The sequence below is a fragment of the Ancylomarina subtilis genome (assembly GCF_004217115.1).
Classification (GTDB): domain Bacteria; phylum Bacteroidota; class Bacteroidia; order Bacteroidales; family Marinifilaceae; genus Ancylomarina; species Ancylomarina subtilis.
Map to the genome: position 1 here is coordinate 1,806,291 of NZ_SHKN01000001.1, position 24,872 is coordinate 1,831,162.

The 24,872-nt window shown below is 36.4% G+C and carries 20 protein-coding genes; 18 read left to right on the forward strand and 2 right to left on the reverse strand.

Annotation, left to right across the window (positions count from 1 at the left end; translation table 11 throughout):
• Positions 1–167: 167 nt before the first annotated feature.
• The 10 genes from EV201_RS07330 to EV201_RS07380 all read left to right on the forward strand — a co-directional run bounded on the left by EV201_RS07330 (position 168) and on the right by EV201_RS07380 (position 15,559).
• Positions 168–1,358, forward strand: coding sequence for an ATP-binding protein (locus tag EV201_RS07330; protein WP_130306953.1), 1,191 nt, complete (start codon positions 168–170; stop codon positions 1,356–1,358).
• Positions 1,359–1,451: 93 nt separating this feature from the next.
• Positions 1,452–4,991, forward strand: a complete 3,540-nt coding sequence (nifJ, locus tag EV201_RS07335; RefSeq protein WP_130306954.1) for a pyruvate:ferredoxin (flavodoxin) oxidoreductase — start codon at positions 1,452–1,454, stop codon at positions 4,989–4,991.
• A 144-nt stretch (positions 4,992–5,135) separates the two neighbouring features.
• Complete coding sequence (locus tag EV201_RS07340) at positions 5,136–5,513, forward strand: hypothetical protein (RefSeq protein ID WP_130306955.1); 378 nt, start codon at positions 5,136–5,138, stop codon at positions 5,511–5,513.
• A 259-nt stretch (positions 5,514–5,772) separates the two neighbouring features.
• A complete protein-coding gene (locus EV201_RS07345) occupies positions 5,773–6,786 on the forward strand; it encodes a dihydroorotate dehydrogenase-like protein (protein WP_130306956.1) in 1,014 nt (337 codons plus the stop codon).
• Positions 6,787–7,105: 319 nt separating this feature from the next.
• Entirely contained in the window at positions 7,106–9,823 is a 2,718-nt protein-coding gene (gene ppdK / locus EV201_RS07350; protein WP_130306957.1) for a pyruvate, phosphate dikinase, read from the forward strand.
• 176 nt (positions 9,824–9,999) lie between these two features.
• Positions 10,000–11,790, forward strand: a complete 1,791-nt coding sequence (locus EV201_RS07355) for a histidine kinase (RefSeq protein ID WP_130306958.1) — start codon at positions 10,000–10,002, stop codon at positions 11,788–11,790.
• Positions 11,783–12,427 carry a response regulator transcription factor gene (locus tag EV201_RS07360; protein WP_130306959.1) on the forward strand — a complete coding sequence of 215 codons (645 nt, stop codon included), beginning with the start codon at positions 11,783–11,785 and terminating at the stop codon, positions 12,425–12,427. The genes EV201_RS07355 and EV201_RS07360 overlap by 8 nt, the downstream gene beginning before the upstream one ends.
• A gap of 135 nt (positions 12,428–12,562) precedes the next feature.
• Complete coding sequence (locus tag EV201_RS07365; protein WP_130306960.1) at positions 12,563–13,366, forward strand: TorF family putative porin; 804 nt, start codon at positions 12,563–12,565, stop codon at positions 13,364–13,366.
• A gap of 22 nt (positions 13,367–13,388) precedes the next feature.
• The gene (locus EV201_RS07370; RefSeq protein WP_130306961.1) at positions 13,389–14,606 is read left to right on the forward strand and encodes an ammonium transporter; all 1,218 of its coding nucleotides are present in this window, start codon (positions 13,389–13,391) and stop codon (positions 14,604–14,606) included.
• Between the two features lie 506 nt (positions 14,607–15,112).
• The gene (locus EV201_RS07380) at positions 15,113–15,559 is read left to right on the forward strand and encodes a NanQ anomerase/TabA/YiaL family protein (RefSeq protein WP_130306962.1); all 447 of its coding nucleotides are present in this window, start codon (positions 15,113–15,115) and stop codon (positions 15,557–15,559) included.
• Between the two features lie 160 nt (positions 15,560–15,719).
• Here the strand turns inward: EV201_RS07380 and EV201_RS07385 are convergent, their stop codons facing one another.
• Complete coding sequence (locus EV201_RS07385) at positions 15,720–16,172, reverse strand: type I restriction enzyme HsdR N-terminal domain-containing protein (protein ID WP_130306963.1); 453 nt, start codon at positions 16,170–16,172, stop codon at positions 15,720–15,722.
• A 76-nt stretch (positions 16,173–16,248) separates the two neighbouring features.
• Between EV201_RS07385 and EV201_RS07390 the strand changes: the two genes are divergently transcribed.
• From EV201_RS07390 to EV201_RS07425, 8 genes are all read left to right on the forward strand, one after another.
• Positions 16,249–17,019: an AMP nucleosidase gene (locus EV201_RS07390; RefSeq protein ID WP_130306964.1), complete on the forward strand. Its 771-nt coding sequence runs from the start codon at positions 16,249–16,251 to the stop codon at positions 17,017–17,019.
• A gap of 39 nt (positions 17,020–17,058) precedes the next feature.
• Positions 17,059–18,060 carry a DNA polymerase III subunit delta gene (holA, locus tag EV201_RS07395; RefSeq protein ID WP_130306965.1) on the forward strand — a complete coding sequence of 334 codons (1,002 nt, stop codon included), beginning with the start codon at positions 17,059–17,061 and terminating at the stop codon, positions 18,058–18,060.
• 144 nt (positions 18,061–18,204) lie between these two features.
• Entirely contained in the window at positions 18,205–18,888 is a 684-nt protein-coding gene (locus EV201_RS07400) for a T9SS type B sorting domain-containing protein (protein WP_165389615.1), read from the forward strand.
• 83 nt (positions 18,889–18,971) lie between these two features.
• Entirely contained in the window at positions 18,972–19,937 is a 966-nt protein-coding gene (locus EV201_RS07405) for a PorP/SprF family type IX secretion system membrane protein (protein ID WP_130306967.1), read from the forward strand.
• A 96-nt stretch (positions 19,938–20,033) separates the two neighbouring features.
• Positions 20,034–22,106 (forward strand): carboxypeptidase regulatory-like domain-containing protein, encoded by a 2,073-nt coding sequence (locus tag EV201_RS07410; RefSeq protein ID WP_130306968.1) that lies wholly within the window; start codon positions 20,034–20,036, stop codon positions 22,104–22,106.
• 48 nt (positions 22,107–22,154) lie between these two features.
• Positions 22,155–22,751: a rhomboid family intramembrane serine protease gene (locus EV201_RS07415; protein ID WP_130306969.1), complete on the forward strand. Its 597-nt coding sequence runs from the start codon at positions 22,155–22,157 to the stop codon at positions 22,749–22,751.
• A gap of 9 nt (positions 22,752–22,760) precedes the next feature.
• Positions 22,761–23,258 (forward strand): D-glycero-alpha-D-manno-heptose-1,7-bisphosphate 7-phosphatase, encoded by a 498-nt coding sequence (locus tag EV201_RS07420; RefSeq protein ID WP_130306970.1) that lies wholly within the window; start codon positions 22,761–22,763, stop codon positions 23,256–23,258.
• Positions 23,259–23,260: 2 nt separating this feature from the next.
• Positions 23,261–24,115, forward strand: coding sequence for an aminotransferase class IV (locus EV201_RS07425; RefSeq protein WP_130306971.1), 855 nt, complete (start codon positions 23,261–23,263; stop codon positions 24,113–24,115).
• Here the strand turns inward: EV201_RS07425 and EV201_RS07430 are convergent.
• Positions 24,112–24,702: a YqgE/AlgH family protein gene (locus EV201_RS07430; protein WP_130306972.1), complete on the reverse strand. Its 591-nt coding sequence runs from the start codon at positions 24,700–24,702 to the stop codon at positions 24,112–24,114. The two genes, EV201_RS07425 and EV201_RS07430, sit on opposite strands and share 4 nt — an antisense overlap.
• Positions 24,703–24,872: the final 170 nt, after the last annotated feature.

Consider the following 24,872-nt stretch of genomic DNA (forward strand, 5'->3'; position numbering starts at 1 on the left):
AATTATAAAGCGTTAAGCTTATTACATAAAAAAAGAACTGTGCTAACTAGCATGGTTCTTTTTTTATTTTTATCAAGTATAAATTCCAATTCAAACCTATAATTGTAATCTCAAGATTGCAACTATGGGTTTTTATTTTTTAGATTTGTAGAGTAAATCTAAAAAAAATGAATACGCTAGTACAAACTCATTGTAGTTTACTCAAAAATAAAAGAAGCACCATTAAACGTGAACTAGGCAAAGAGATTGACTGGAGTCAGCGTTTAATAGCTATTAAAGGCTCTAGAGGCGTGGGGAAAACCACGTTCCTATTGGACTATATACGAGAAAATAATCGCGAGAATGATAAATCTTGCTTATATATCAACCTTAACAACTTATTTTTCACCGAACGAGGCTTGGTTTCCTTCGTAGATGAATTCTACAAAAAAGGTGGTAAAACCCTATTACTCGATCAGATACACAAATATCCGGATTGGGCTAAAGACCTGAGAGTCTGTCACGACAATTACCCAGACCTACAGATCATTTTTACAGCCTCATCAATACTTCGTGTCAAAACCAACGAACATTTGCAGTCTTGTGTCAACATCTACTATCTACAAGGCTTGTCCTTTCGTGAATTTCTAAACCATGAAGCAGGTTGTGAATTTAAACGTTACAGTCTGGACGAAATTGTGAAGAATCACGAATCAATTGTTGAAACGATCTTAACAAAGGTTCGCCCCCTTGCATTTTTTAACGACTATCTGAAATTTGGGTACTACCCTTGTTACCTTGAAGAAAAAAGTTTCATCGATAATTTACTTAAAATTATCAACCTGATGTTGGAATTCGATATCACATATTTAAATCAAATCGAATTAAAATATTTAACCAAACTGAAAAAGCTTCTTTATATCATCGCTTGTAACGCGCCTTTTCAGCCTAATGTCAGCAAACTTGCTAATGATGTTGAAACATCAAGAGCAACCATTATGAATTACCTTGGGTATTTGAAAAATGCTCGCCTAATCAATTTATTAAACTCATCGGAAGATGATAAAGAAAAGCTGAAGAAACCGAATAAAGTCTATCTGCATAATACAAACTTGCTTTTTGCAATCTCACCCGATAGCGTTTCAGAAAATAGCTTGCGTGAAACTTTTTTCTACAACCAAGTAGGTGTTGGGAGCATTTTAACAAGTACTGACAGAGGCCACTTTTTAGTGGATGAAAAATTCAATTTTGAAATAAAAGGTAATTCGGAAACAAGCGAACCTAAATATAAAACAGGAGATTATTTCGTCGCCGCTGATATGATTGAGCGTGGCGAAGGAAACACGATCCCCCTATGGCTGTTTGGGTTCTTATACTAGCACAATCAACTTGAATACAAATTTATCAAACTGATATTTATTCAAATAAATATATAACATCTACCATAAATAAAATTTAATTGGAGGAGTAAAATGGCAAAAGAGAAAAAATTCATTACCTGTGATGGTAATGCCGCTGCTGCACATATTGCGTATATGTTTAGCGAGGTGTCGTGTATCTACCCTATCACACCATCTTCGCCTATGGCTGAAAATGTTGACGAGTGGGCTGCACAAGGACGTAAAAATCTATTTGGCGAAACCGTACAATTAGTAGAAATGCAATCAGAAGCCGGTGCTGCAGGTGCGGTTCACGGTGCATTGCAAGCCGGTGCTTTAACAACAACTTATACAGCATCTCAGGGATTATTATTGATGATTCCTAATATGTATAAAATTGCTGGTGAGTTATTACCATGTGTATTCCACGTTAGTGCTCGTGCTCTTGCTGCTCAAGCATTATCAATCTTTGGTGATCACTCTGATGTTTATTCCGCTCGTCAGACTGGATTCGCTATGTTGGCTTCCGGTTCAGTACAAGAGGTAATGGACTTATCTGCTGTATCTCATCTTACAGCAATCAAATCAAGAGTTCCATTCATGAACTTCTTCGATGGTTTCCGTACATCTCACGAAATCCAGAAGATTGAGGCAATCGATATGGAAGACATGAGAGGTCTTGTTGACTATGACGCTTTACAAGCATTCCGTGATCGTGCGTTAAATCCTGAAACTCCCGTTACCAGAGGTACTGCTCAGAATCCTGATGTATACTTCCAGGCTCGTGAGGCTGCAAACCCATTCTACAATGCGGTTCCAGACATGGTAGCAGACTACATGAAAGAAATGACTAAAATCACTGGTCGTGAGTACAAGCCATTCATGTATTACGGTGCTGAAGATGCTGAAAACATCATCATCGCTATGGGTTCTGTTAACGAAACAATTAAGGAAGTTGTTGATTTCAAAAATGCAAATGGTGAGAAAGTTGGTTTGGTATGCGTTCACTTATACCGTCCATTCTCTGCTAAACACTTCAAAGCAGTTATTCCTGCATCTGTTAAGCGTATTTGTGTTCTTGATCGTACTAAGGAAACGGGTGCAAACGGTGATCCATTATACCTTGACGTAAGAGACGTATTCTATGGTGAAGAAAACGCTCCTCTTATCGTTGGTGGTCGTTACGGTTTAGGTTCTAAAGATGTAACTCCATCACAGATCATTTCGGTTTACAACAACCTTGCAATGAACGAGCCAAAGAATCAATTTACTTTAGGTATTGTTGATGATGTTACATTCACTTCTCTTCCATTATTAGAAGAAGTTAAGGTGAATTCTGAATCTCTTTACGAAGCGAAATTCTATGGTTTAGGTTCTGATGGTACTGTAGGTGCAAACAAGAACTCAATCAAAATTATTGGTGGTTCAACCGATAAATATTGTCAAGCTTACTTTGCTTACGATTCTAAAAAATCAGGTGGTTTTACAGCTTCTCATCTTCGTTTCGGTGATGAACCAATCCGTTCGACTTACTTGGTAACAACTCCTGACTTCGTTGCATGTCACGTTCCTGCTTACGTTTATTTATATGACGTATTAAAAGGTTTGAAAAAAGGTGGTTCTTTCCTATTGAACTCAATCTATGATGTTGAAGAGACTATTAAGCACCTTCCTGATCATATGAAAAAGTACATGGCTGACAATGAGATTAAATTCTACATTATCAATGGTACTAAATTAGGTGAAGAACTTGGTCTTGGTAACCGTACCAATGCGATTATGCAGGCTGCTTTCTTTAAGATCACTGGTGTAATTCCTTTCGAGCAAGCTGCTGAAGAAATGAAGAAAGCCATTGTTAAATCTTACGGAAACAAAGGAGAAAAAGTGGTTAATATGAACTTTGCTGCTGTTGATGCAGGTGGACAAAATGTTGTTGAAGTTCCTGTTTCTGCTGACTGGAAAAATCTTTCAGACGCAGTTGAGGCTGCTTCAACCAATAACCGTCCTAAGTTTGTTGCTGAAGTTTGTGATCCTATGAATGCTCAAAAAGGTGACGATCTTCCTGTTTCTGCTTTCTCTGGTCGTGAAGATGGTACTTTCCCTAACGGAACAACTAAATTTGAAAAGCGTGGTATCGCAATTAATGTTCCTGAGTGGCAAGACGAAACTTGTATTCAGTGTAACCAGTGTGCTTACGTTTGTCCTCACGCTGCTATTCGTCCTTTCCTATTGACTGACGAAGAATTAGCTGCTGCTCCAGCTGGAACAGCTGTTAAGCCAGCTACAGGTAAAGATCTTAAAGGTCTGCATTTCCGTATTCAGGTTGCTGTTGAAGACTGTACCGGTTGTGGAAACTGTGCTGATGTTTGTCCTGCTCCAAAAGCGAAAGCTCTTGAAATGAAGCATCTTGAAACTCAATTGGATGAGAAAGAAAGATGGCAGTATATGGACCAAACAGTTGGTTACAAGGAATTACTTCCTAAAAACAATGTGAAGAATTCACAATTTGCTCAACCATTATTCGAGTTCTCCGGAGCTTGTGCAGGTTGTGGTGAAACACCATATATCAAATTGATCACTCAATTGTTTGGTGAGAGAATGATGGTATCTAATGCAACAGGTTGTTCTTCAATCTATGGCGGTTCTGCTCCATCTACACCTTACTGTAAAAACGATAAGAGTGGTAAAGGTCCGGCTTGGGCTAACTCTTTATTCGAAGATAATGCTGAATTCGGTTTCGGTATGAACGAAGGTGTTCGCAAGATGCGTAACCGTATCGCTTTGCGTATGGAAGCTGCTATCGACGCTGTAAATGCTGAAACTAAAGTTGCATTTACTGAGTGGTTAGAAAATAAGGACAACGGTGAAGCTTCAGTAGCTGCATCGGATAAAGTTCTTGCTGCACTTGAAAACGAAACTCATGAAGTTGCTAAAGAAATCAAAGATCTTAAGAGCTACTTAGTTAAGAAGTCTCAGTGGATTTTCGGTGGTGACGGATGGGCTTACGATATCGGATACGGGGGATTAGATCACGTTCTTGCTTCTGGTGAAGATGTAAACGTTCTTGTAATGGATACTGAAATTTACTCTAACACAGGTGGACAAGCTTCTAAAGCAACTCCAGTTGGTGCTGTAGCGAAATTTGCTGCTGCGGGTAAAGTAATCAGAAAGAAAGATCTTGGTATGATGGCTGCATCTTACGGTTACGTTTACGTAGCTCAGGTTGCAATGGGTGCAAACCACGCTCAATATATGAAAGCGGTTAAAGAGGCTGAGGCCTTCCCTGGACCATCATTGATCATTGCTTATTCACCATGTATCTCTCACGGTTTGAAAGCTTCTATGGGTAAATCTCAATTAGAAGAGAAAAAAGCTGTTGAAGCAGGATACTGGCACTTATTCCGTCACAATCCACTATTGGAAGCTGAAGGAAAGAACCCATTCACTCTTGACTCTAAAGAGCCGGATTGGTCTAAGTTCCAGGATTTCTTGTTGGGTGAGGTGCGTTATACTTCATTACAGAAATCTTTCCCAGAAAGAGCTAAGGAATTATTCAAAGCTGCTGAGGAAAATGCATTGTGGAGATACAAATCTTACAAGCGTCAAGCTGCTTTAGATTTTACTGAGGAGTAAATCAATTGCACTTATACATAGAAAGGGTTGGTTCTTTAAAGAACCAACCCTTTTTCTATATAAATATTTTGAGTTCATTCTCTAAATCAACTTAAATATATCCCGGATTTGTTTAGCTTTGGTAACTAACCCAAATATTAATTTATGAAATCATTATTTAAAATTTTAGCCGTTCTATTTGTGACTATGCTAATAGCTAGTTCTTGTGCTAGCAAGGCCGATTCGGAACTGATAATAGGAAAATGGCAAAACAGTGGAAGTAGCGATGTAAAAATTGTTGTCGAATTTACAAAGGACATGCAATGGATGTTTTACAAGAATGATAACTTACTTGAAAAAGGCATCTTCGAACTTAAGGAAGGTCTTTTGATTTTAAAAAGTCCCCAAGAAGAACATGGACATGAGAACTGTAATCACGAACACAAACAGCCTGAAAATAATTCAATGGATTACGTTTTCGAAAGTCAAACAGTTTTAAAAATGGGACATGGTGACAAAATGAGCACTTACAAAAGATTGTAAATAATACAATAAAGAGATTAAATAAAATGCCTGATTCTTTCGAATCGGGCATTTCTTTTTGCATATAACCCTTAAAATCTGTTAAGTATTAATTTTATAAAAATTAACAAAACACAAATAAGACCTCACAATCCTCAATTAGCGACAACAAAAACACGACATATTGATTACCATATAATTAACGATATTTTTCATCTATTGAATTATTCACTTGGATTGATTAATTTAGATGGACCCGAAAAATTAAATCCTAAATCATATGGCAAATTTAAATGTAGAATTCATGGGGCTTAAGCTTAGAAACCCCATTATAGTAGGTGCTTGTACCCTATCAGCAACTGTTGAGGGCGCAAAAGAATTGGAACGCGCTGGTGCGGGAGCAATTGTGTACAAATCACTTTTTGAAGAACAGATTCAAATGGAGCGAGCTCAGCTCGATGATGAACTCGATTTGTACACCGAACGAAACGCTGAAATGATATCTCTGTTTCCAGCCTTAGAACACGCGGGTCCCACGGCTCATATTCTAAAATTAATTGATGTCAAAAAGAATATATCCATTCCGGTTATAGCCAGTTTAAACTGTATTTACGATGTCACATGGTTTGACTATGCCAAGCAATTGGAAGATGCTGGTGTTGATGCACTCGAACTAAACTTCTATTCCATGCCAACCGATTTGGATAAAACGGCAGCAGAAATAGAAGAAGAAAAAATAAAGATCGTCAAAACCCTCAAAAAAAGATTAAAAATTCCTTTCTGTATTAAACTGAGTCCCTATTATACCAATACCTTAAACTTTGTCAGTCGACTCGATAAAGCCGGAGCATCCTCATTCGCTCTATTCAATCGCCTGTTTCAACCTGAGGTAAATATTAAAACTGAAAGCCACGTCACCCATTTTAATCTAAGCCAGCGCGGAGATATCAAATTGGGACTTCGTTATGTCGGTTTACTCCACGATAAAATTAAAGCTCAGTTATGCGGAACCAATGGAATCTATTCATTTGAGGATGTGATTCAAATGCTTTTAAGTGGAGCTGATGTGGTTCAAATGGTCAGTGCCATTTACAAAAATACCCCATCATATATAACGGAGATTCTTTCAGATTTAGAAATGTGGATGGATCAAAAAGGTTACAAAACAATCCGTGAATTTCAAGGTAAACTCTCCGATAATAAATTGAAACAGTCCGACGTGTATTATAGGGCTCAATATCTGGATTTTTTATTAAATCCGGAAGAAATAATCAACAAGTATCCAATGCGATAACAGGATCGAAATTGATTTGAAATGGCCGATCAAAAGATCGGTCTTTTTATGCAGGTATTTTATAAAAAACTAGAACTTAAACACCTGCAAACGTTTGAAAAATAAAAGTCTAAATCATTTGAAAAAAGACAGTTAGATTGTCTGTCCTTTACTTCCTTTTTTGAAAAAAGAACACTACTTTTGTGTACAATTTTCAAGGCACGTTTTGTGACAAAGTCTTGTAAATTTAAGATTTTGAAGATTATAAGTTAATATATAATTGTTATTGAATGCTTTCATTTATTGCATAAAATAACATTAAAACTAAAAAGCGATAATTATGAGTACTAAGTACGTTTATACTTTTGGTGACGGTAAAGCCGAAGGTAAAGCAGACATGAAGAATTTGCTTGGAGGTAAGGGAGCTAACCTTGCTGAGATGAACCTAATTGGTGTGCCAGTTCCTGCTGGTTTCACAATCACTACTGACGTTTGTACTGATTACAACAAGCTTGGAAAAGATGCTGTTGTAGCAATGATTAAAGAGCAAGTTGAAGCTGCTGTTGCTGATACTGAAAAAGCTATGAACGCGAAATTTGATGCAAAAGATGGTTTCCCATTGTTGCTATCTGTTCGTTCTGGTGCTCGTGCTTCTATGCCAGGTATGATGAACACAGTTCTTAACCTTGGTATGAATGATGATACAGTGAAAATTGTAGCTGAACAATCAGGAAACGAGAAATTTGCTTACGATTCATATCGTCGTTTCATCCACATGTACGGTGACGTAGTAATGGGTGTTGAGGCAGAGAACGGTGAGCACAATCCATTCGAGGTTGTTCTTGACGAATTGAAAGAAGCTAAAGGTTACAAATTAGATACTGAACTTACTGTTGAGGATCTAAAAGAACTTGTTGAAGGTTACAAAGCCGTAGTACGTAAACACGCTGGTGTTGACTTCCCTACTTGTCCATGGGAGCAGCTTTGGGGTTCTATCTGCGCTGTATTCGATTCATGGAATACTGAGCGTGCTATTCTTTACCGTCGTATGGAGAATATTCCTGACGAATGGGGTACAGCAGTAAACGTTCAGGCTATGGTATATGGTAACATGGGTGAAACTTCAGCTACTGGTGTATGTTTCTCTCGTGATGCTGCTACAGGTGAAAACCTATTTAATGGTGAGTATTTGATTAACGCACAGGGTGAAGACGTTGTTGCTGGTGTTCGTACTCCTCTTGAGATTACAACTATTGGTTCTAAGCGTTGGGCTGAGCGTAACGGTACTTCTGAAGAAGATCGTAAAGCAAACTTCCTTTCATTAGAAGAAGCTATGCCTGAGTTGTATAACGAATTGAATACTATCCAACGTAAGCTTGAGGTTCACTACACTGATATGCAGGATATGGAGTTTACTATTCAACAAGGTAAACTTTGGATGTTGCAAACTCGTAACGGTAAGCGTACTGGTGCAGCTATGGTTAAAATGGCTGTAGATATGCTTGAAGAAGGTTTGATCGATGAAACGACAGCTGTACTTCGTCAGGAACCTAACAAATTGGATGAGTTGCTTCACCCAGTTTTCGAAGAGTCTGCTTTGGCTTCTGCTAAAGTACTTTCTAAAGGTCTTCCTGCATCTCCAGGTGCTGCTACAGGTCAAATCGTATTCTCAGCTGAGGATGCTGAGAAATGGGCTGCTGAAGGTAAAAAAGTAATTCTTGTACGTCGCGAGACTTCTCCAGAAGACTTGAAAGGTATGTACGCTGCTGAAGGTATCCTTACTGAGCGTGGTGGTATGACTTCTCACGCTGCTGTAGTTGCTCGTGGTATGGGTAAATGTTGTATCTCTTCTGCTGCTGGTGTTTTGGTTACTGGTAAATCAATGACTATCAACGGTGTTGAATTCAAAGAAGGTGATTTCATCTCATTAAACGGTACTACTGGTGTTGTTTACGAAGGTAAAGTTGCAACTATCACTCCTTCATTAGATGGTGATTTCGGTAAAGTAATGGACATGGCTGAGAGAAATACTCGTATGTATGTTCGTACAAATGCTGATACACCTGCTGATGCTCAAACTGCTCGTGATTTTGGTGCTAAAGGTATTGGTCTATGTCGTACAGAGCACATGTTCTTCGAAGGCGATCGTATCTGGGCTATCCGTGAGATGATTCTTGCTGAAAACCTTGAAGGTCGTAAAGAAGCTCTAGCTAAATTATTACCTATCCAGCGTGAAGACTTCTCAGGAATTCTTGAAGCTATGGACGGTTTTGGTGTAACTATCCGTCTACTGGATCCACCATTGCACGAATTTACTCCTAACGATGATGCTTCTCAAAAAGAGATGGCTGAAAAATTAGGTGTTGATGTATCTATCGTTAAAGCAAAAGTTGAATCTCTTCACGAGTTTAACCCAATGTTGGGTCACCGTGGTTGTCGTCTAGGTAACACTTACCCAGAGATCACTGAGATGCAAGCTCGCGCTATTATCGAAGCTGCTTGTGACTTGAAAGCTAAAGGTCTTAATCCTAAGCCAGAAATTATGGTTCCATTAATCGGTACTGTAAAAGAGCTTAAGATGCAGGAAACTATTATCAGAGAAACTGCTGCTGCTGTATTCGCTGAGAAAGGTATCGAAGTTGATTTCATGGTAGGTACTATGATTGAGATTCCTCGTGCTGCTGTAACTGCTGACGAAATTGCTGAAGTTGCTGAATTCTTCTCATTCGGAACAAATGACTTGACTCAAATGGGATTCGGTTATTCTCGTGATGATGCTGGTAAATTCTTACCTATCTACATTGAGAAAGGTATCCTTAAGCACGATCCATTCCAGGTTCTTGACCAGGACGGTATCGGACAATTAGTTCGTATGGGTTGTGAAAAAGGTAAGTCTACACGTGAAGATATCAAATTGGGTATCTGTGGTGAGCACGGTGGTGAGCCATCATCAGTTGAGTTCTGTAACTCAGTGGGTATGGATTACGTTTCATGTTCTCCTTTCCGTGTGCCTATCGCACGTTTAGCTGCTGCTCAAGCAAACTTGAAGCAAAACTAAGAGAATTACTTCTCAATATATAGAAAGGCTGTCCTTAGGGGCAGCCTTTCGTTGTTTATAAATCAGACACAGCGTCGTTTATTAGTCAATTCTAAAAATCACTTTATTCAGAAAATGACATTCATATATAAATGATACCTTTGAAGCGAACAATAAACAAATCCTGAGGTCTTAACATGAAAAAATCATTGGCAAAAAAGCTTCTAATCTATTTTGTTTTACTCAACCTACTCTCAATAACTATTGTTGGAATATATGCGTATACTCAAGCAAAAGAAGCTCTCATCTCAAGAACATTTGATCAATTAATCTCTGTACGCATCGAGAAGAAAAAAAGAGTTGAAGATTTCTTTCAACAATGCAAGCATGATATGCAGGTCATCAGTAGCATCGAATTTCCCAAGCTTGACAAGACAAAAAAAACTTATATATCTGACTATAAGTTAACGAACCAAAATATAAGCCACGATTTGTTCAAACATGGTTTTACATCCCTAATTACAAACAAACAAAATTTCGAGAGCATATACATCTACCAGTCAGACAGTTTATTTATTCATTCTGACATACAGACTCCAAGTATTGCTAAACAAGTCGGTAGTCTTTTACCACATCACAAACAGTTATTTCAATCGATATTGAATAAACAGAATGATGCTATTACTGTCCACGAACTATTCACAGCACAAAAGAAATTTCCTTCCGAAATCATCATTTGCAAGGTCATCAGTCAGCCAAATCAGAAAACTGTATTGGCTTTTCAAATCAACTCTGATATTATTAATACCATCATGCTCGATAATAATCCTTTGAATGGATTAGGAAAATCAGGTGAAGCTTATCTTGTTGGAAAAGATAATTTATTGCGAAGCACCAGCCGATTTCAAGAGAATTCGAAACTTCCGATTGAAGCATCTACACAAGGCGTTAAATTAGCATTTCAGGATAGTACAGGAACATCGATATTTAAAGATTATCGCGGTGTTAAAGTTTTAAGCTCATACAGTAAGCTAAATCTTATGGGACTCGAATGGGTCGTTTTAGCTGAGATTGATCATCAGGAAGCAATGGTACCCATTCAGAATTACGGCTATAATATCAGCTATATTCTAATTATTCTAAGTTTATTCCTATTAGGTATCGTGGCTATTATTGCGAATACAATTACGGCTCCAATTCGGAAACTAAGAAATGAAACAGAGAAAATATCTTCGGGTATTTACGAACCTGTTACCGATATTAAGGCGGATGGAGAAATACTGGAACTCGTTGAGGCTTTTAATCATATGACAAAAACAATAAAAAAGCAGCAAGAAAATCTGATGCTGGCTCACGACAAAAGTATCTCATCGATGATTGATGGCCAAGAGGCAGAACGTAGCCGCTTAGCCAAAGAATTACACGACGGACTGGCCCAAACAATTTTGGCTATTAAAATGCGAATCGAAAATACGGCTCCTGAAAATGCAAGCGTTGTTCTAAAAGAATCTGAAGAAATGTTCGCCAGCTTAATGCACGAAATTCGCAGCATGTCGAATGACTTAATGCCTGCCGTTTTACGTGAGTTTGGCTTGGTAAATGCACTCAGAAGTTTATTATCTCAAATCGAAGAAAACAGCGAACTAAAAACATTCCTTGTTGTAGATGATCACCTGCCAAAACTAAATAAAAAAACGAAAACCTACCTATACCGAATAGCTCAAGAAGCTGTAAATAACATCATTAAACACGCACAGGCAACACAAATAAAAATAAGCATCCATATCGAAAATGACTTATATTTATTTGAAATTTGCGATAATGGTATAGGCTTGACGGATGATTTTGAGTACAATAAAAGCAATGGCATATCGAACATTTTAGATCGAATATCCGTATTAGGAGGAAAAGTGTTATTTTGCAACAATTCACCTCATGGGTTAAAAATTCAATGTGAAATCCCATTCAAAAATTGTTCAAATGAGTAAGATAAAAGTTGTTTTAGTTGACGATCACAAACTGTTTCGCGACGGTTTAAAATCTTTACTTCTTAGCAATCAAGATATTGAAGTTGTAGGAGAATTCGGAAATGCCAAAGATCTTATCCATCAGATGGATAAACTGAAAACTGAAATTATTATTACTGATATCAGTATGCCAGGGATGAATGGTATCGAATTGACACAATATGTGGGTAAAGCATTTCCTGAAATTAAAATGATTATCTTATCCATGCACATCAACAAAGATTTTATTTTGAGTGCAATGGAAGCCGGTGCAAAAGCCTACCTCCCCAAAGATATTGCAGGAAAAGAACTGATTGAAGCAATTTATGAAGTCAATCAGGGCCGTGAGTATTTTAATACACTTGTCAGCAATATTATCATGAGGAGCCTGATGAAAAAAAATCAGGACAACAAAGGACAAAATGAATTAACCAACCGGGAAACGGAAGTCTTGATTTTGGTCGCCAATGGTCTCATGAATAAGGAAGTCGCCAATAAATTACACATCAGCGTCCGAACAGTCGACTGCCATAAAAACAATATCATGAGCAAGTTGAAACTCAACACCACTGCTGAGTTAGTTAAATATGCTATCCGAAATCACCTTATAGAAATATAGGTAATCTACCTAGTCTCTCACCTTTTTTCGTAGAATACTTTAGGGGAAATTATCTATTTCACCTGTCTTGTCGCAGCTATATTTTTGCTTGTTGAAACTAACAAACAAACAATTTACTAACTAAGACAAAATTCTATGATTAAGAAATCAGTTAATTGTCTGCTGATAGCTCTCCTGTTTTTTACAAGTAGCTATTCATTTGGTCAGAAAAAGAAACTTGATGTTAATTTTTCTGCCGATGTCATGAGCAGATACGTTTGGCGTGGTACTCAGTTTGGTGGAAACAGTCCAAGCCTACAACCTTCGATGAGCGTTACTTACGAAGGATTCGAATTTGGAGCCTGGGGTGCTTACTCTTTATCTGGCGCAAATTCGGGTCAGGAACTCGATTTGTATGTATCCTATACCCTACCTAACGAGCTATTTAGCTTGACACTTACCGATTATTATTTTCCAAATGAAACCGAAGATTATAAGTATTTTGAATATAACAACAACCGTACTGGTCATGTTATGGAAGGAATGCTAAGCTTTAACGGGACTGAAAAAATTCCTTTCGGGTTGACTTTCGCACTTAATTTTTGGGGCGCTGATGCGGTAAAATTAGGGGATGATCCTTCTAAAGCCGATTTCAATACCAAAACAGGACTTCAATATTCCAGTTATCTGGAATTGACTTACAGCCACAATTTAGATAATAATATCACTCTGGATGCATTTATTGGCGCAAGTCTTAACAATGCCAAAGACGCAAACACAAGTACGGGTTTTATTGGCGAAAGTGGCTATTACGGCTCTAAAGCAGGTGTGGTAAATCTTGGATGCAAACTATCCAAAGAAGTCGCTATTAACGAGAAACTTACTTTCCCGGTTTCAGCTTCACTTATAACCAATCCTGTAGACGAGAAAATTTATTTCGTATTGGGATTATCATTTTAACAATAACTAAAAACAACTAGATATGATTTTTGATACAGGTTCAACAACCTTTATGATTTTATGTACCAGTTTGGTGATGCTAATGACACCAGGACTGGCTTTCTTTTACGGTGGTCTTGCTGGAAAAAGAAATATCCTTGGTGTAATGATGCAAACTTTTGTATCTCTGGGTATCACCACAATTATGTGGGTAGCTATTGGTTACTCTCTTTGTTTTAGCGGTGGCGAAGGTGGTATCATCGGTAACCTCGACCTTGCATTTTTAAATGGAATCGATTTTAATACACCATTTGGCCCGGGAGGAAAATACCCTCTTTATATCTTCATTTCTTATCAAATGATGTTTGCCATTATTACGCCTGCCCTGATTACCGGAGCTTTTGTGAACCGTGTGACGTTTAAGGCTTACCTGATCTTCTTAGTATTATGGCAACTATTTGTTTATTACCCATTTGTACATATGGTATGGGGTAATGGTATCTTGGCTCAATGGGGTGTTATCGACTTTGCTGGTGGTGTTGTTGTACATGCAACTGCTGGTTTTGCAGCCTTAGCATCAGTAATTTATGTTGGGAAACGTCGTGACCGTCAATCACCTCCAAACAGTATTCCATTGGTTGCTATTGGTACTGGGCTTTTATGGTTTGGTTGGTATGGTTTTAATGCAGGTAGCGAATTGGATGTGAATTCAATTACAACTCTAGCATTCCTAAATACTGATGTCGCTGCTTCATTTGCTGCTATTACCTGGTTAATTATTGAATGGAAAAGTGAAGGTAAACCTAAATTTGTAGGCTTATTAACAGGTGCGGTAGCCGGTCTTGCAACGATTACACCTGCAGCTGGTTTTGTTCCATTGTGGGCTGCCATGATTATTGGTATTGCTGCTGGTGCACTTTGTTATTTGGCTGTACATCTTAAAAACAAGCTTGGATGGGATGATGCCCTTGATGTATGGGGAGTTCACGGTATGGGTGGTGTTTTTGGCACCATTTTATTAGGTGTTTTTGCATCTACTGCTGTCAATACTCAAGCTGGTCTTTTAGAAGGTGATTTTGCTTTCTTTGGAAAAGAAATTGCTGCCGTAGTAATTAGTGCGGTTTATGCATTCCTATTTACATACCTGATGTTAACAATCATCAATTACATCACACCTGTAAAAGTAAATGTCGAAGATGAAGATCTAGGTTTAGATGCCTCTCTTCATGGTGAAAAAGCTTATGATGAAGGTGCATTATAAGTTGTTGTTTTAAATTAGTTTTCAGAGTTAGGCTGTCCTTAGGGACAGCCTTTTGCTTTTATATTCAGCCCTAATATATTCTATCCATAACGTTGTTGCTTTTTTCATTCTGAAAAAACATAAGTAAAATTAATATCTCAAAAAACAGAAAAACTAGAGATAAAAATCTAAATTTATATATGAATAACTCAATTAATCTACTGAGTAAAAACACTAGAACCTCATTAATAATAGAATAACATGGCAAAATCTCAAGATTCAAAAAAGAGCGTGAAAAAAGAGCCTCAAAAAACGGCTAAAGAGAAAAAAGCAGAGAAAAGAGAGAAGAAAGCTAAAAAAGCCTAATCCCTTTTTTTTAGAGAGCTAAGTCCTTACATTAAACATTGAAGTAAAAATAGAAATAGAGGTTGTCCATTGGGGCAACCTTCTTTCATTACAAAAAGTTTGATACGTTTGGGTCTTAAATTTATAATCCTTAAAACACTTTTCTTAAAAAAAAACATAAAATGATAATAGACACGATTGAAAACTCCAAACGATATGCAAGTATTAGTGAACGAATAGCTTTAGGACTTGAGTATATAAACAATTCTGATTTTTCGAAAATTGAACTGGGAACCTATCAAATTGAAGGGGATGACGTTTTTGCCATGATACAAGAATATGAGACAAAACCTCTTAAATCTTGCAAGCTTGAAGGTCATACAAAGTACATCGATATTCAATACATTATTTCAGGTGAAGAACACATTGGTTTAGTCTCGAAAGGCACACAAAAGATTTTGACTAAAAACGATGAAGATGATTATGCGTTTTATGAGGGAGAATCCACTCTATTTAAATTTAAGACCGGAACCTTTGGAATCTTTTTCCCAAATGATCTTCATCAGCCTTGTGTCGGGCTTAATCAAAGCTCAACAGTTCGAAAAGTAGTGGTGAAAGTAAGATCTTGATCATCAACTAATGAGCCTTATTTCATCTATTCTAAGTTGTTTATTCCGACTTCAACCTAAGTCGAACTCCCCCAGTTAGAACAATTTTAAAATTGAAAATCCGGTTTTCAGAACTCATTTCTGACAACTGGATTTTATTACAAACTAGTTTTACAACGATTTATTTTAAAACCTTATAATCCGGGATTTCAGGAATAAACTCAAAACTATTCTGTTCGTAATTAATATGACAACAATAATGATTTAATCCATTGGTTACAACAAGGTAAGGCACCTGTAATTTCATATTGTAACGCGCAATTTGATTGAAAGTATCTTGTGAAATTTTCACACTGGATGCTTTACACTCGACAATCATCAATGCAATACCATTATTGTTATACAGAACAATGTCACTCCGTTGTGGCATCCTATTAACATCCACTTTTTTTTCAACAGCAATCAATCCTTTGGGGTAATTCTTCTCTTCCACCAAATAAGAAATGAAATTCTGTCGCACCCACTCTTCTGGTGTTAATACCACAAACTTCCTTCTTATACTATCAAAAATTAGCTTTCTTTGTCCTTCTAATTTGATATTAAAATTATAGGTGGGTAGATTAAGTGTGTCCATATTTTAATTATATTGAAAACAAATATAACAGATTTTATCAGCTCTTGGTCAACAAAGAAAGCAAATCATCTAACATATGAAAACAAAAGAAGAAATTGTAGAAAACTGGTTGCCACGTTATACTGGCCGGGCTCTTCAAGATTTTGATCCCTTTATTCTTTTGACCAACTTCAGTGGTTATCTTGATATATTTGCAAAAAAATATAATGCCACTATTGTGGGTGAAGACAAGGCTATGCCCAATGTTTCGGCTGATGGAATTACCATGATTAACTTCGGAATGGGTAGTCCTAATGCCGCAACCGTAATGGATTTATTAAGTGCCATAAAACCTAAGGGTGTCTTATTTTTAGGGAAATGTGGTGGTCTTAAGAAGAAAAATAAACTGGGTGATTTGATTCTCCCCATTGCTGCCATCCGAAGCGAAGGAACATCAAATGACTACTTGCCTCCTGAAATACCTGCACTGCCTGCATTTGGACTTCAAAGAGCGGTGTCTCAGGTGATTGCTGACAAAAACATTAAATATTGGACCGGAACTGTTTTTACAACCAACAAAAGAGTTTGGGAATTCGACGAACGTTTTAAAAAATATCTTGCAAAGACCCGAGCAATGGCTATCGATATGGAAACTGCAACCATATTCACAGTTGGCTTCTTTAATGAGATTCCTTCAGGAGCTGTCTTATTAGTTTCCGATCAACCCATGATCTCTGCAGGAGTAAAAACCGATCACAGCGATGCTGAAGTCACAAATCGTTTTGTCGATCGACATATACAAACAGGGATTGATGCCCTAAAAGAAGTAATGCACAATAAGGAATCTGTGAAACACCTCAGATTCTAAAAGCCTATACTCAAAGCCAAACTATCTCAACAGATTTATATGACATTCGAAGAAATATACAACCGTATTAAGAAACAAGAATATGCACCCATCTATTTTCTGATGGGAGAAGAGAGTTTTTATATCGATAAAATCACCGATTATATATTGGAGAATGCCCTACCTGAAGCCGAGCGTGATTTTAATCAAAGCATTTTTTACGGAAAGGATGCCGATATTGCAAACGTCATCGATACGGCTCGCCGTTTTCCTATGATGGCAACCCGCCAACTTGTCGTAGTTAAAGAAGCTCAACATTTGAAAAATATTGAATTATTGGATTCGTATATTAAGAATCCTCTTCAATCTACGATTCTTGTAATTAATTACAAATATAAAACACTTGACAAAAGAAAAGCATTCACTAAAAATGTAGCTCAATTTGGCATCCTCTTCGAATCAAAAAAAATATACGAAAACCAACTGCCCGATTGGATAACAAAATATACAAAAAGCCTCAAGCTAAATATCGACACCAAAGCCAGTATTTTACTCTCAGAATTTTTGGGCAACGACTTAAGTAAAATTTCAAATGAGCTTGATAAGCTAAGCATAAATATTCCGCAAGGAAATACAATCACAGCAGACGATATCGAAAAAAACATTGGCATTTCTAAAGATTTCAACAATTTTGAATTGCAAAATGCATTGGGAAAAAAAGACATCGTCAAAGCAAATCAAATCATAAATTACTTCTCAACGAATGAAAAAAGCAATCCAATTTATGTCACAATTGCCTTACTTCACTCATATTTTTCAAAAATTTTAAAATTCCATTTTTTAAAAAATAAAACAAATGATAAAATTGTTGCTTCGGCACTTGGTATTAATCCTTTTTTCGTAAAAGACTATAAATCAGCCGCAAGACTCTATAATCCAAAGAAATTGGTTGCTATTATCAATCTGCTCAGAGAATATGATTTAAAATCAAAAGGGATTGGAAATGTCAGCTCTAAGAATGGCGATCTGCTAAAAGAGTTAATATTCAAAACGCTTCATTAGCAATATTTCAACAAATCTATTATCTTTAATAATACATTTCGTTTACTCATTTCAAGTAAATGAATGATGGATACAATATATTGTTAACTTCTTTTTTCATGTATGAATTTCATACATCCATCAATAAAGAATTTGTATTTAACTATGAAATCAATTTTTACTCTTTCATTCATATTAGTTCTTTTGTTTGGTCCAACGCTTAGTTTTGGCCAAGATGGTGCACCTCCTGTAGCAAAAAACGATTCGGTTTCAATTAACAATAAAACACTTATTGACGAGGTAAATTATATTGAAATTGTATTCCTTGAAAACGACATCTACTCGTCATCGACCCTTGATTTTTCACAAACCAAAATTCTTCGTCAAAACGATCAGGCCGGAAAAGCTTATTTGGTTGAAAATAACACTTTAATGGTATTTTATCCCTATGAAGACAGTTTTGGTGTGGATACCATATTCTATGAAATTTGTAATAATAGAAGTCAATGTAGTCAAGCGTACATATTAGTCGATGTTAAAAACCCTAATAAAGTAGATTTACTAATTCCAACGGCCTTTTCTCCCAATGGAGACAATATCAATGATAAGTTCTACATAAAAGGCATCGAAAACTATCCGGTGAATGAATTCGTTGTATTCTCTAGATGGGGCTCTAAAGTCTTTGATAAAAGTAACTACACAAATGATGATGCATGGGATGGAAGTTACAGTAAGACTGGTGTAAAGTTAGGCCCCGGAGATAAATTACCTCCTGGAACATATTTTTTCAAACTCATTATTAAGGATAAAAAGTACCTTAAAAGTGGTTATATCGTCATCAAAAAGTAGATATACTCATTTCTTTATCGGCTATCGCATTGTAGATAATAACTGTGAGTTTTCAACTAAAATATAAACTAGCTTGTTACTGAATGGGAAATCAAAGTCATATCACCACTCGTTATATTCTGACGATATTGATATGCCTTTGCTCAACACTCCCAAAACTATTTTCTCAGGAAAATATCCTTTTCACCAATTATAATCAGAACAAATTATTTATTAACCCAGCCTTTTCTGGCAATAAACCTTATATGGAGATGGCCATGGGCTATCACAAACAATGGACAGGCGTAGAAGGCGCTCCAAAATCTTCAATATTATCAGCTCATGCCCCATTAAACAACAGTAAAATTGGACTCGGTACCATGGTATACAGCAATAAAATTGGAATCTTAAATGAAACGGGGTTCTTTGCTAGCTATGCCTACAAAATTAGTCTGACTAAAAAACGTGTATTGGCTTTCGGACTACAGGCAGGAATCGTGAATAAAGAGGTGCGATGGTCGGATCTTAGAACTTACGATCCAAATTTTAACGGGGATGATCCCAGCATTCCTAATATGAACGTAAGTAGTGTGGCTCCAAATTTCGGTCTAGGCATATACTACAACACCCCGAAATTTCATTTGGGCTTTTCTGCACCTCGCTTGTTACAAAACACCTACCCTCATGAAAACAGTATGGGTGAAAATATCAATTTTGAATTTAGAGATATCTATTTCTATTTAAATACTGGCCTTCAGTTAGAACTTAATCCTAAAATTCAAGTAGAACCTTCCTTGCTGTTTTTTTCTTCAGCAAACTCTACACTAGATTATAATTTAAATCTTATTTTTTATCATATAAATGGTATTTTTGCCGGGAGTGGTTATCGGGCTGGGAAGTATTGGTCAATCCATATAGGCTATGAGTTTAATTCTAAAATTGGCATTAACTATTCCTATGAAAACAGTCTCGATAAACTGAAACGTGGTGACCATTCAAGCCATGAATTTTTTATAAACTATAAGATTTCTTTGAAGAAAAGTAGCTATACATCACCTAGATTTTTCTAAAGTTGTGTATTTTGCATTCTGTTCAGCTTAAAAACCTGTCTTATCCAGAATCATAGACACTTAAGCTTCAATTTTAATCGACTATATATTTAAGTTATGAATATAAAATTGCTAACAACAATTTTTGTTGCCATTGTATTTTCCTTATCCTCAAGCCTTGTTTCTGCCCAAAACAGAGATTTGTCAAGAGGTCAACATCTCTTTGCAAAGAAAGAATACAAGCTGGCCATCCCCTACCTAAAAAAATATACTCAAAATCATAATGATAAATCAGTCAAAAGAAATCTCATTTTTTGTTATATTGAAACCAATCAGGATAATAAAGCTTTGATTCTTGCCCAAAGAATGGCTAATGCGTCAAAAGCAGAGGCTGAAGACTTTTTAAACTATGCCAATCTACTGAAAAAAGTACATAAGTATGTCGAAGCTAAAGAATGGTATCTAAAATACAGCAAGCTTAAACCTTCTGATAATATTGTACTTCAACATATCCAGGCCTGTAATCTGATCAACGAAATTATCGACGACAGCCTGTATATTGCCAAACCAATAAATATTAATACGCAACAAACTGACTATTCAACTTCTTTGTATAACGATGGTTTAATTTTCGTTTCAGGTCGTCCCAATAAATATTCGAAACAAATTAATAAAGATAAAAAGGATCACTACTTCAACCTTTATTTCACAAAGAAAATAGGATCGAAATACGCAATTCCCAAGCTCTTATCTGAAGATTTAAGCACAAAATATAACGAAGGCTCTGCTTCATTTTCAGCCAATGAAAAATTTATCTATTTTACCAGAAACAAGGGGACAGTGGACATAAATGGACAAGCCCAACTGAATATCTATATGTCTCGATTTGCTAAAGGAAAGTGGGACAAACCCGAATTATTTCAATATGCAGGAGATGACTATTCGACCGGACACCCTTCCATTTCGAAAGATGGAAAACTATTGTTCTTTATCTCGAATATGCCAGGTGGATATGGTGGGACGGATATTTATTATTGTCGCAAACAAGGCTTTTCATGGGGACCTCCAATCAACTTAGGCCCCGCTATAAACACGACAAGTGACGAAATGTTTCCTTATATCTGCGAGGATGGTTATTTGTATTTTGCCTCAAGCGGACATATTGGTTTTGGTGGCTTAGACATATTCAAAACAACTTTTGAAAAAAACCATTGGAAATACCCTGTAAATATTGGTTTCCCATTTAATTCCTCAAAAGATGACTTTGCTTATATATTCGATTTCAAAAACAAAATCGGCTATTTTTCATCAAATAGAAATGGGAATGATGATATCTTCGAATTTGAGAAAAACATTGCCAAACTAAATACACTTAAAGGTGTCATTTCAAAAATTGGCTCCACGAATCCAATCGACAGTGTTGAGGTCTTTCTTGTCGATCGGAATATCATCTTAGACAGAACCTATAATAAGCCTGACGGAAGTTTTAAATTCAATGTTTTTAAAGATCAAAAATACAGTCTGATTATTCAGAAAAAAGGATTTAAAACCAAACGTGTTTTATATTTCCCACAAAATTTGTCAAAAAACAAAAACATCAAAATTCGACTAGAAGAATCGCCCTGGGCCAACATCAAAGCATTTGTTAAAAACCAGTTTTCTTCGAAACCAATAAAGAATGCAAACGTTGAGGTTGTAAATAAAACATATAGGCTCTCAACATATTGCAATACCGATTCAAATGGCAATTTTTCGGCAGACGTTGATCCTGGTAATTATTACGATCTGATTGTTTCGAAACCAGGTTATTATACGACCGTTTTAAGCAATTATACATATGATGAAATTCTGTCCGTAGACCTCATTAAAACAAAGGGAAATCAAACAATTGAATTACACACGTCTACATTTCACAATGGAGGTTGGCTATTGACTGAGATAACAAAAGGAGAACTAAATAATGTTATCGAAATACTAAACCATAACCCAGATATTCTTATCGAAGTTAGAGCAAGTACAAAGGTCGATAGTGGTAACCGAGAAAATAAAGAATTGTGTTTAAAAAGAGCAACAGAGGCTAAAAACTATATGATTTCTCAAGGCATTCCCGCAAATCGAATCAAAACAAAAGCGATTGGATTCAATACAAGGAGTTCGTGTATTGTTGTGAAGTTGGTTGAATCATTCTAAATCGCACAGGCCTTTTATCATTATTAATATCAATCTATTCTATCAAACATGACAACTTTAATTATAGCTATTACAGCAATTATTTCAATTACGGCTTTTAATAAAACTGAATGGCTTTACCGCTACCAGTTTAACGCCTATCAGATTTTAAAACGAGGCCAGTGGTACAGAATATTCACTCATGGATTTTTACACGCCAATTGGAATCACCTACTGGTGAATATGATTGTTCTATTTTTCTTTGGCAAAGCGCTGGAAAATTATTTTCAATACTATCTGGGAACAAGTACCTTTTATTTTATAGCCCTCTATATTTGCAGCATAATTTTCTCAAGTCTTTATGATTTAAAACGATATGCAAATGACTATAACTATAATGCCTTAGGTGCATCGGGTGCCACATCAGCCATCGTGTTTGCAACCATTTTCTTCGATCCATGGCAACTCCTATATTTCTTTTTTGTAATACCAATTCCAGGTATCGTATTTGGGGTTTTGTATCTCGCATATTCCTATTATATGAGTAAAAAACAAATAGATAACATTGGACATAATAGCCATTTTTACGGTGCTCTGTTTGGTTTTCTATTTCCTATTCTTGTAAAACCAGAATTATTCTCTTTATTTTTGCAGAAGTTATTTTAAAGATTCAAAATGCAAAAGGCTATTTTTCTTGATCGTGATGGGGTCATCAATTCTGATATTGGACACTATTATATTTACAAAGTTAAGGACTTTATTATCAATAAAGGTATTGTGAATTCCCTCAAACGCTTTCAGGAAGCGGGTTATATGCTTTTCATAGTCAGTAATCAGGGGGGTGTTGCAAAGGGGATTTATTCCAGCGACGATGTTGATCAGATTCATGCTCACCTTAAAGCAAAGTTGCTGGAGAATGATATTCGTCTTCAAGAAATCTACTACTGTCCTCATCATGAAAGTGTAGCGAGCTGTGAATGCAGAAAACCAAGCCCCTACATGATTAATCAGGCAATCAGAAAATACAATATTGATATTAAGACATCCTATCTTATTGGTGACAGCAAACGCGATATTGAGGCTGCTGAAGCCGTAGGGATTAAGGGAATAAAAATAGAAGCAAACGAAGATATTTCAATCTATTGCGACAAAATACTAAAGGGAGAAATATAATTATGAACTCACATCAACTTTGCTACAACGGGACATTCTATCCAGAAACTGCAGCTCTGTTCACAGCTGATAACAGAGCATTTCGTTATGGTGATTCATTGTTTGAAACCATCCATTGCAATGGCACACAGATTCAACTCTTCGGTGAACATATGGAACGTCTGCAACTGGGGATGTCGCATTTACGAATGGAAATACCCGATAATTTTTCGCAAACAATTGAAACGAATATCAAAAGTCTGATCACAAAAAATAAATCCTTTTTGGGCACGCGTATCCGCTTGAGTGTGTTTCGAAATTCAGGAGGTCTCTACACACCCAAAACCAATCGCATTTCATTTTTAATAGAGAGTTCAAAGTTAGATTCACCATACTATTATTTGAATAAAAAAGGATTGACAATTGGTCTATTCGATTCTTATAAAAAAGCATCCAATTCCATGTCTGGATTTAAAACGGGTAACTCACTCCCTTTTATTTTAGCAGGCTTGCACAAGGATGAGATGAAATGGGATGATTGCTTATTGCTAAATGAAAGACAAAATTTGGTCGAAAGCGTAAGCTCAAACCTGTTTATCGTTAAGGATGGAATTCTTTATACCCCCTCGCTTGAAAGTGGCGCCATGAATGGCATTATGAGGGAACAAATTATTCAGATAGCATTAAACCTGGGTATCACGGTCTATGATGACTGCATTATGAAACCCGATCAGTTAATGGACGCTGATGAAATTTTCTTAACCAATGCAATTGTCGGAATACGATGGGTCGTGGCCTATGAAGAAAGACGCTATTTTAATCGAAGTTCAAAAATATTAATTGAGGAATTGAATAAGAAGCTTTTTCCCAGTGACTAATTCATATTTTGATCTTTGGGAAAATTGGCCCAGACCTTATAATTCCCACCCAACTGAATCAAAGCCTTTTGCCAAATATCAACATTATCCAGAGCCATAATTTCTTTCATTTCGAGAGAGCTTACCAACCATGAATTTTCCTTGATCTCGTCTTCGAGTTGACCAGCGTTCCATCCTGAATAACCTGCAAAAAAACGAATTTGATCATGTTCAACTTTTTTATTGCTAATAAGTTCTTTTAAAATGGCGAAATCACCGCCCCAATAAAGATTATTGAAAATCTGAAATGAATTGGGAATAAGTTCAGGTATTGTATGCAAATAGTAAATCTGATTATTTTGAACGGGACCTCCCACAAACACTTCACTCTCGAAAACATCCAAATCAGTCAAAAGTTCGTTTATGTTCAAATGAATCGGTTTGTTTAACACAAAACCCACGGCCCCCTCTTTGGAAAATTCAGTTAATAAAACCACTGATCGCTTAAAGTACCGACCTTCTAAAAAAGGTTCAGCAATTAACACCTTCCCCTTCTCGGGTTTTATATTATTCGAACCCAATCGAAATATGTTCTCTAATCCATCCACACCACATCTGTTTTATAAATTCAAAATAAACAAATTCACTTAAGATTCAAAAAAAGAGACCTGCTCTTTGATACAAAATAATCCCCCAAAACAAAATTGCCTTGGGAATAAATGAAAAACCGTGTTTAAAATAGAATTTTAAGTGCTCTAAATCTAAGATTATGCTCAGA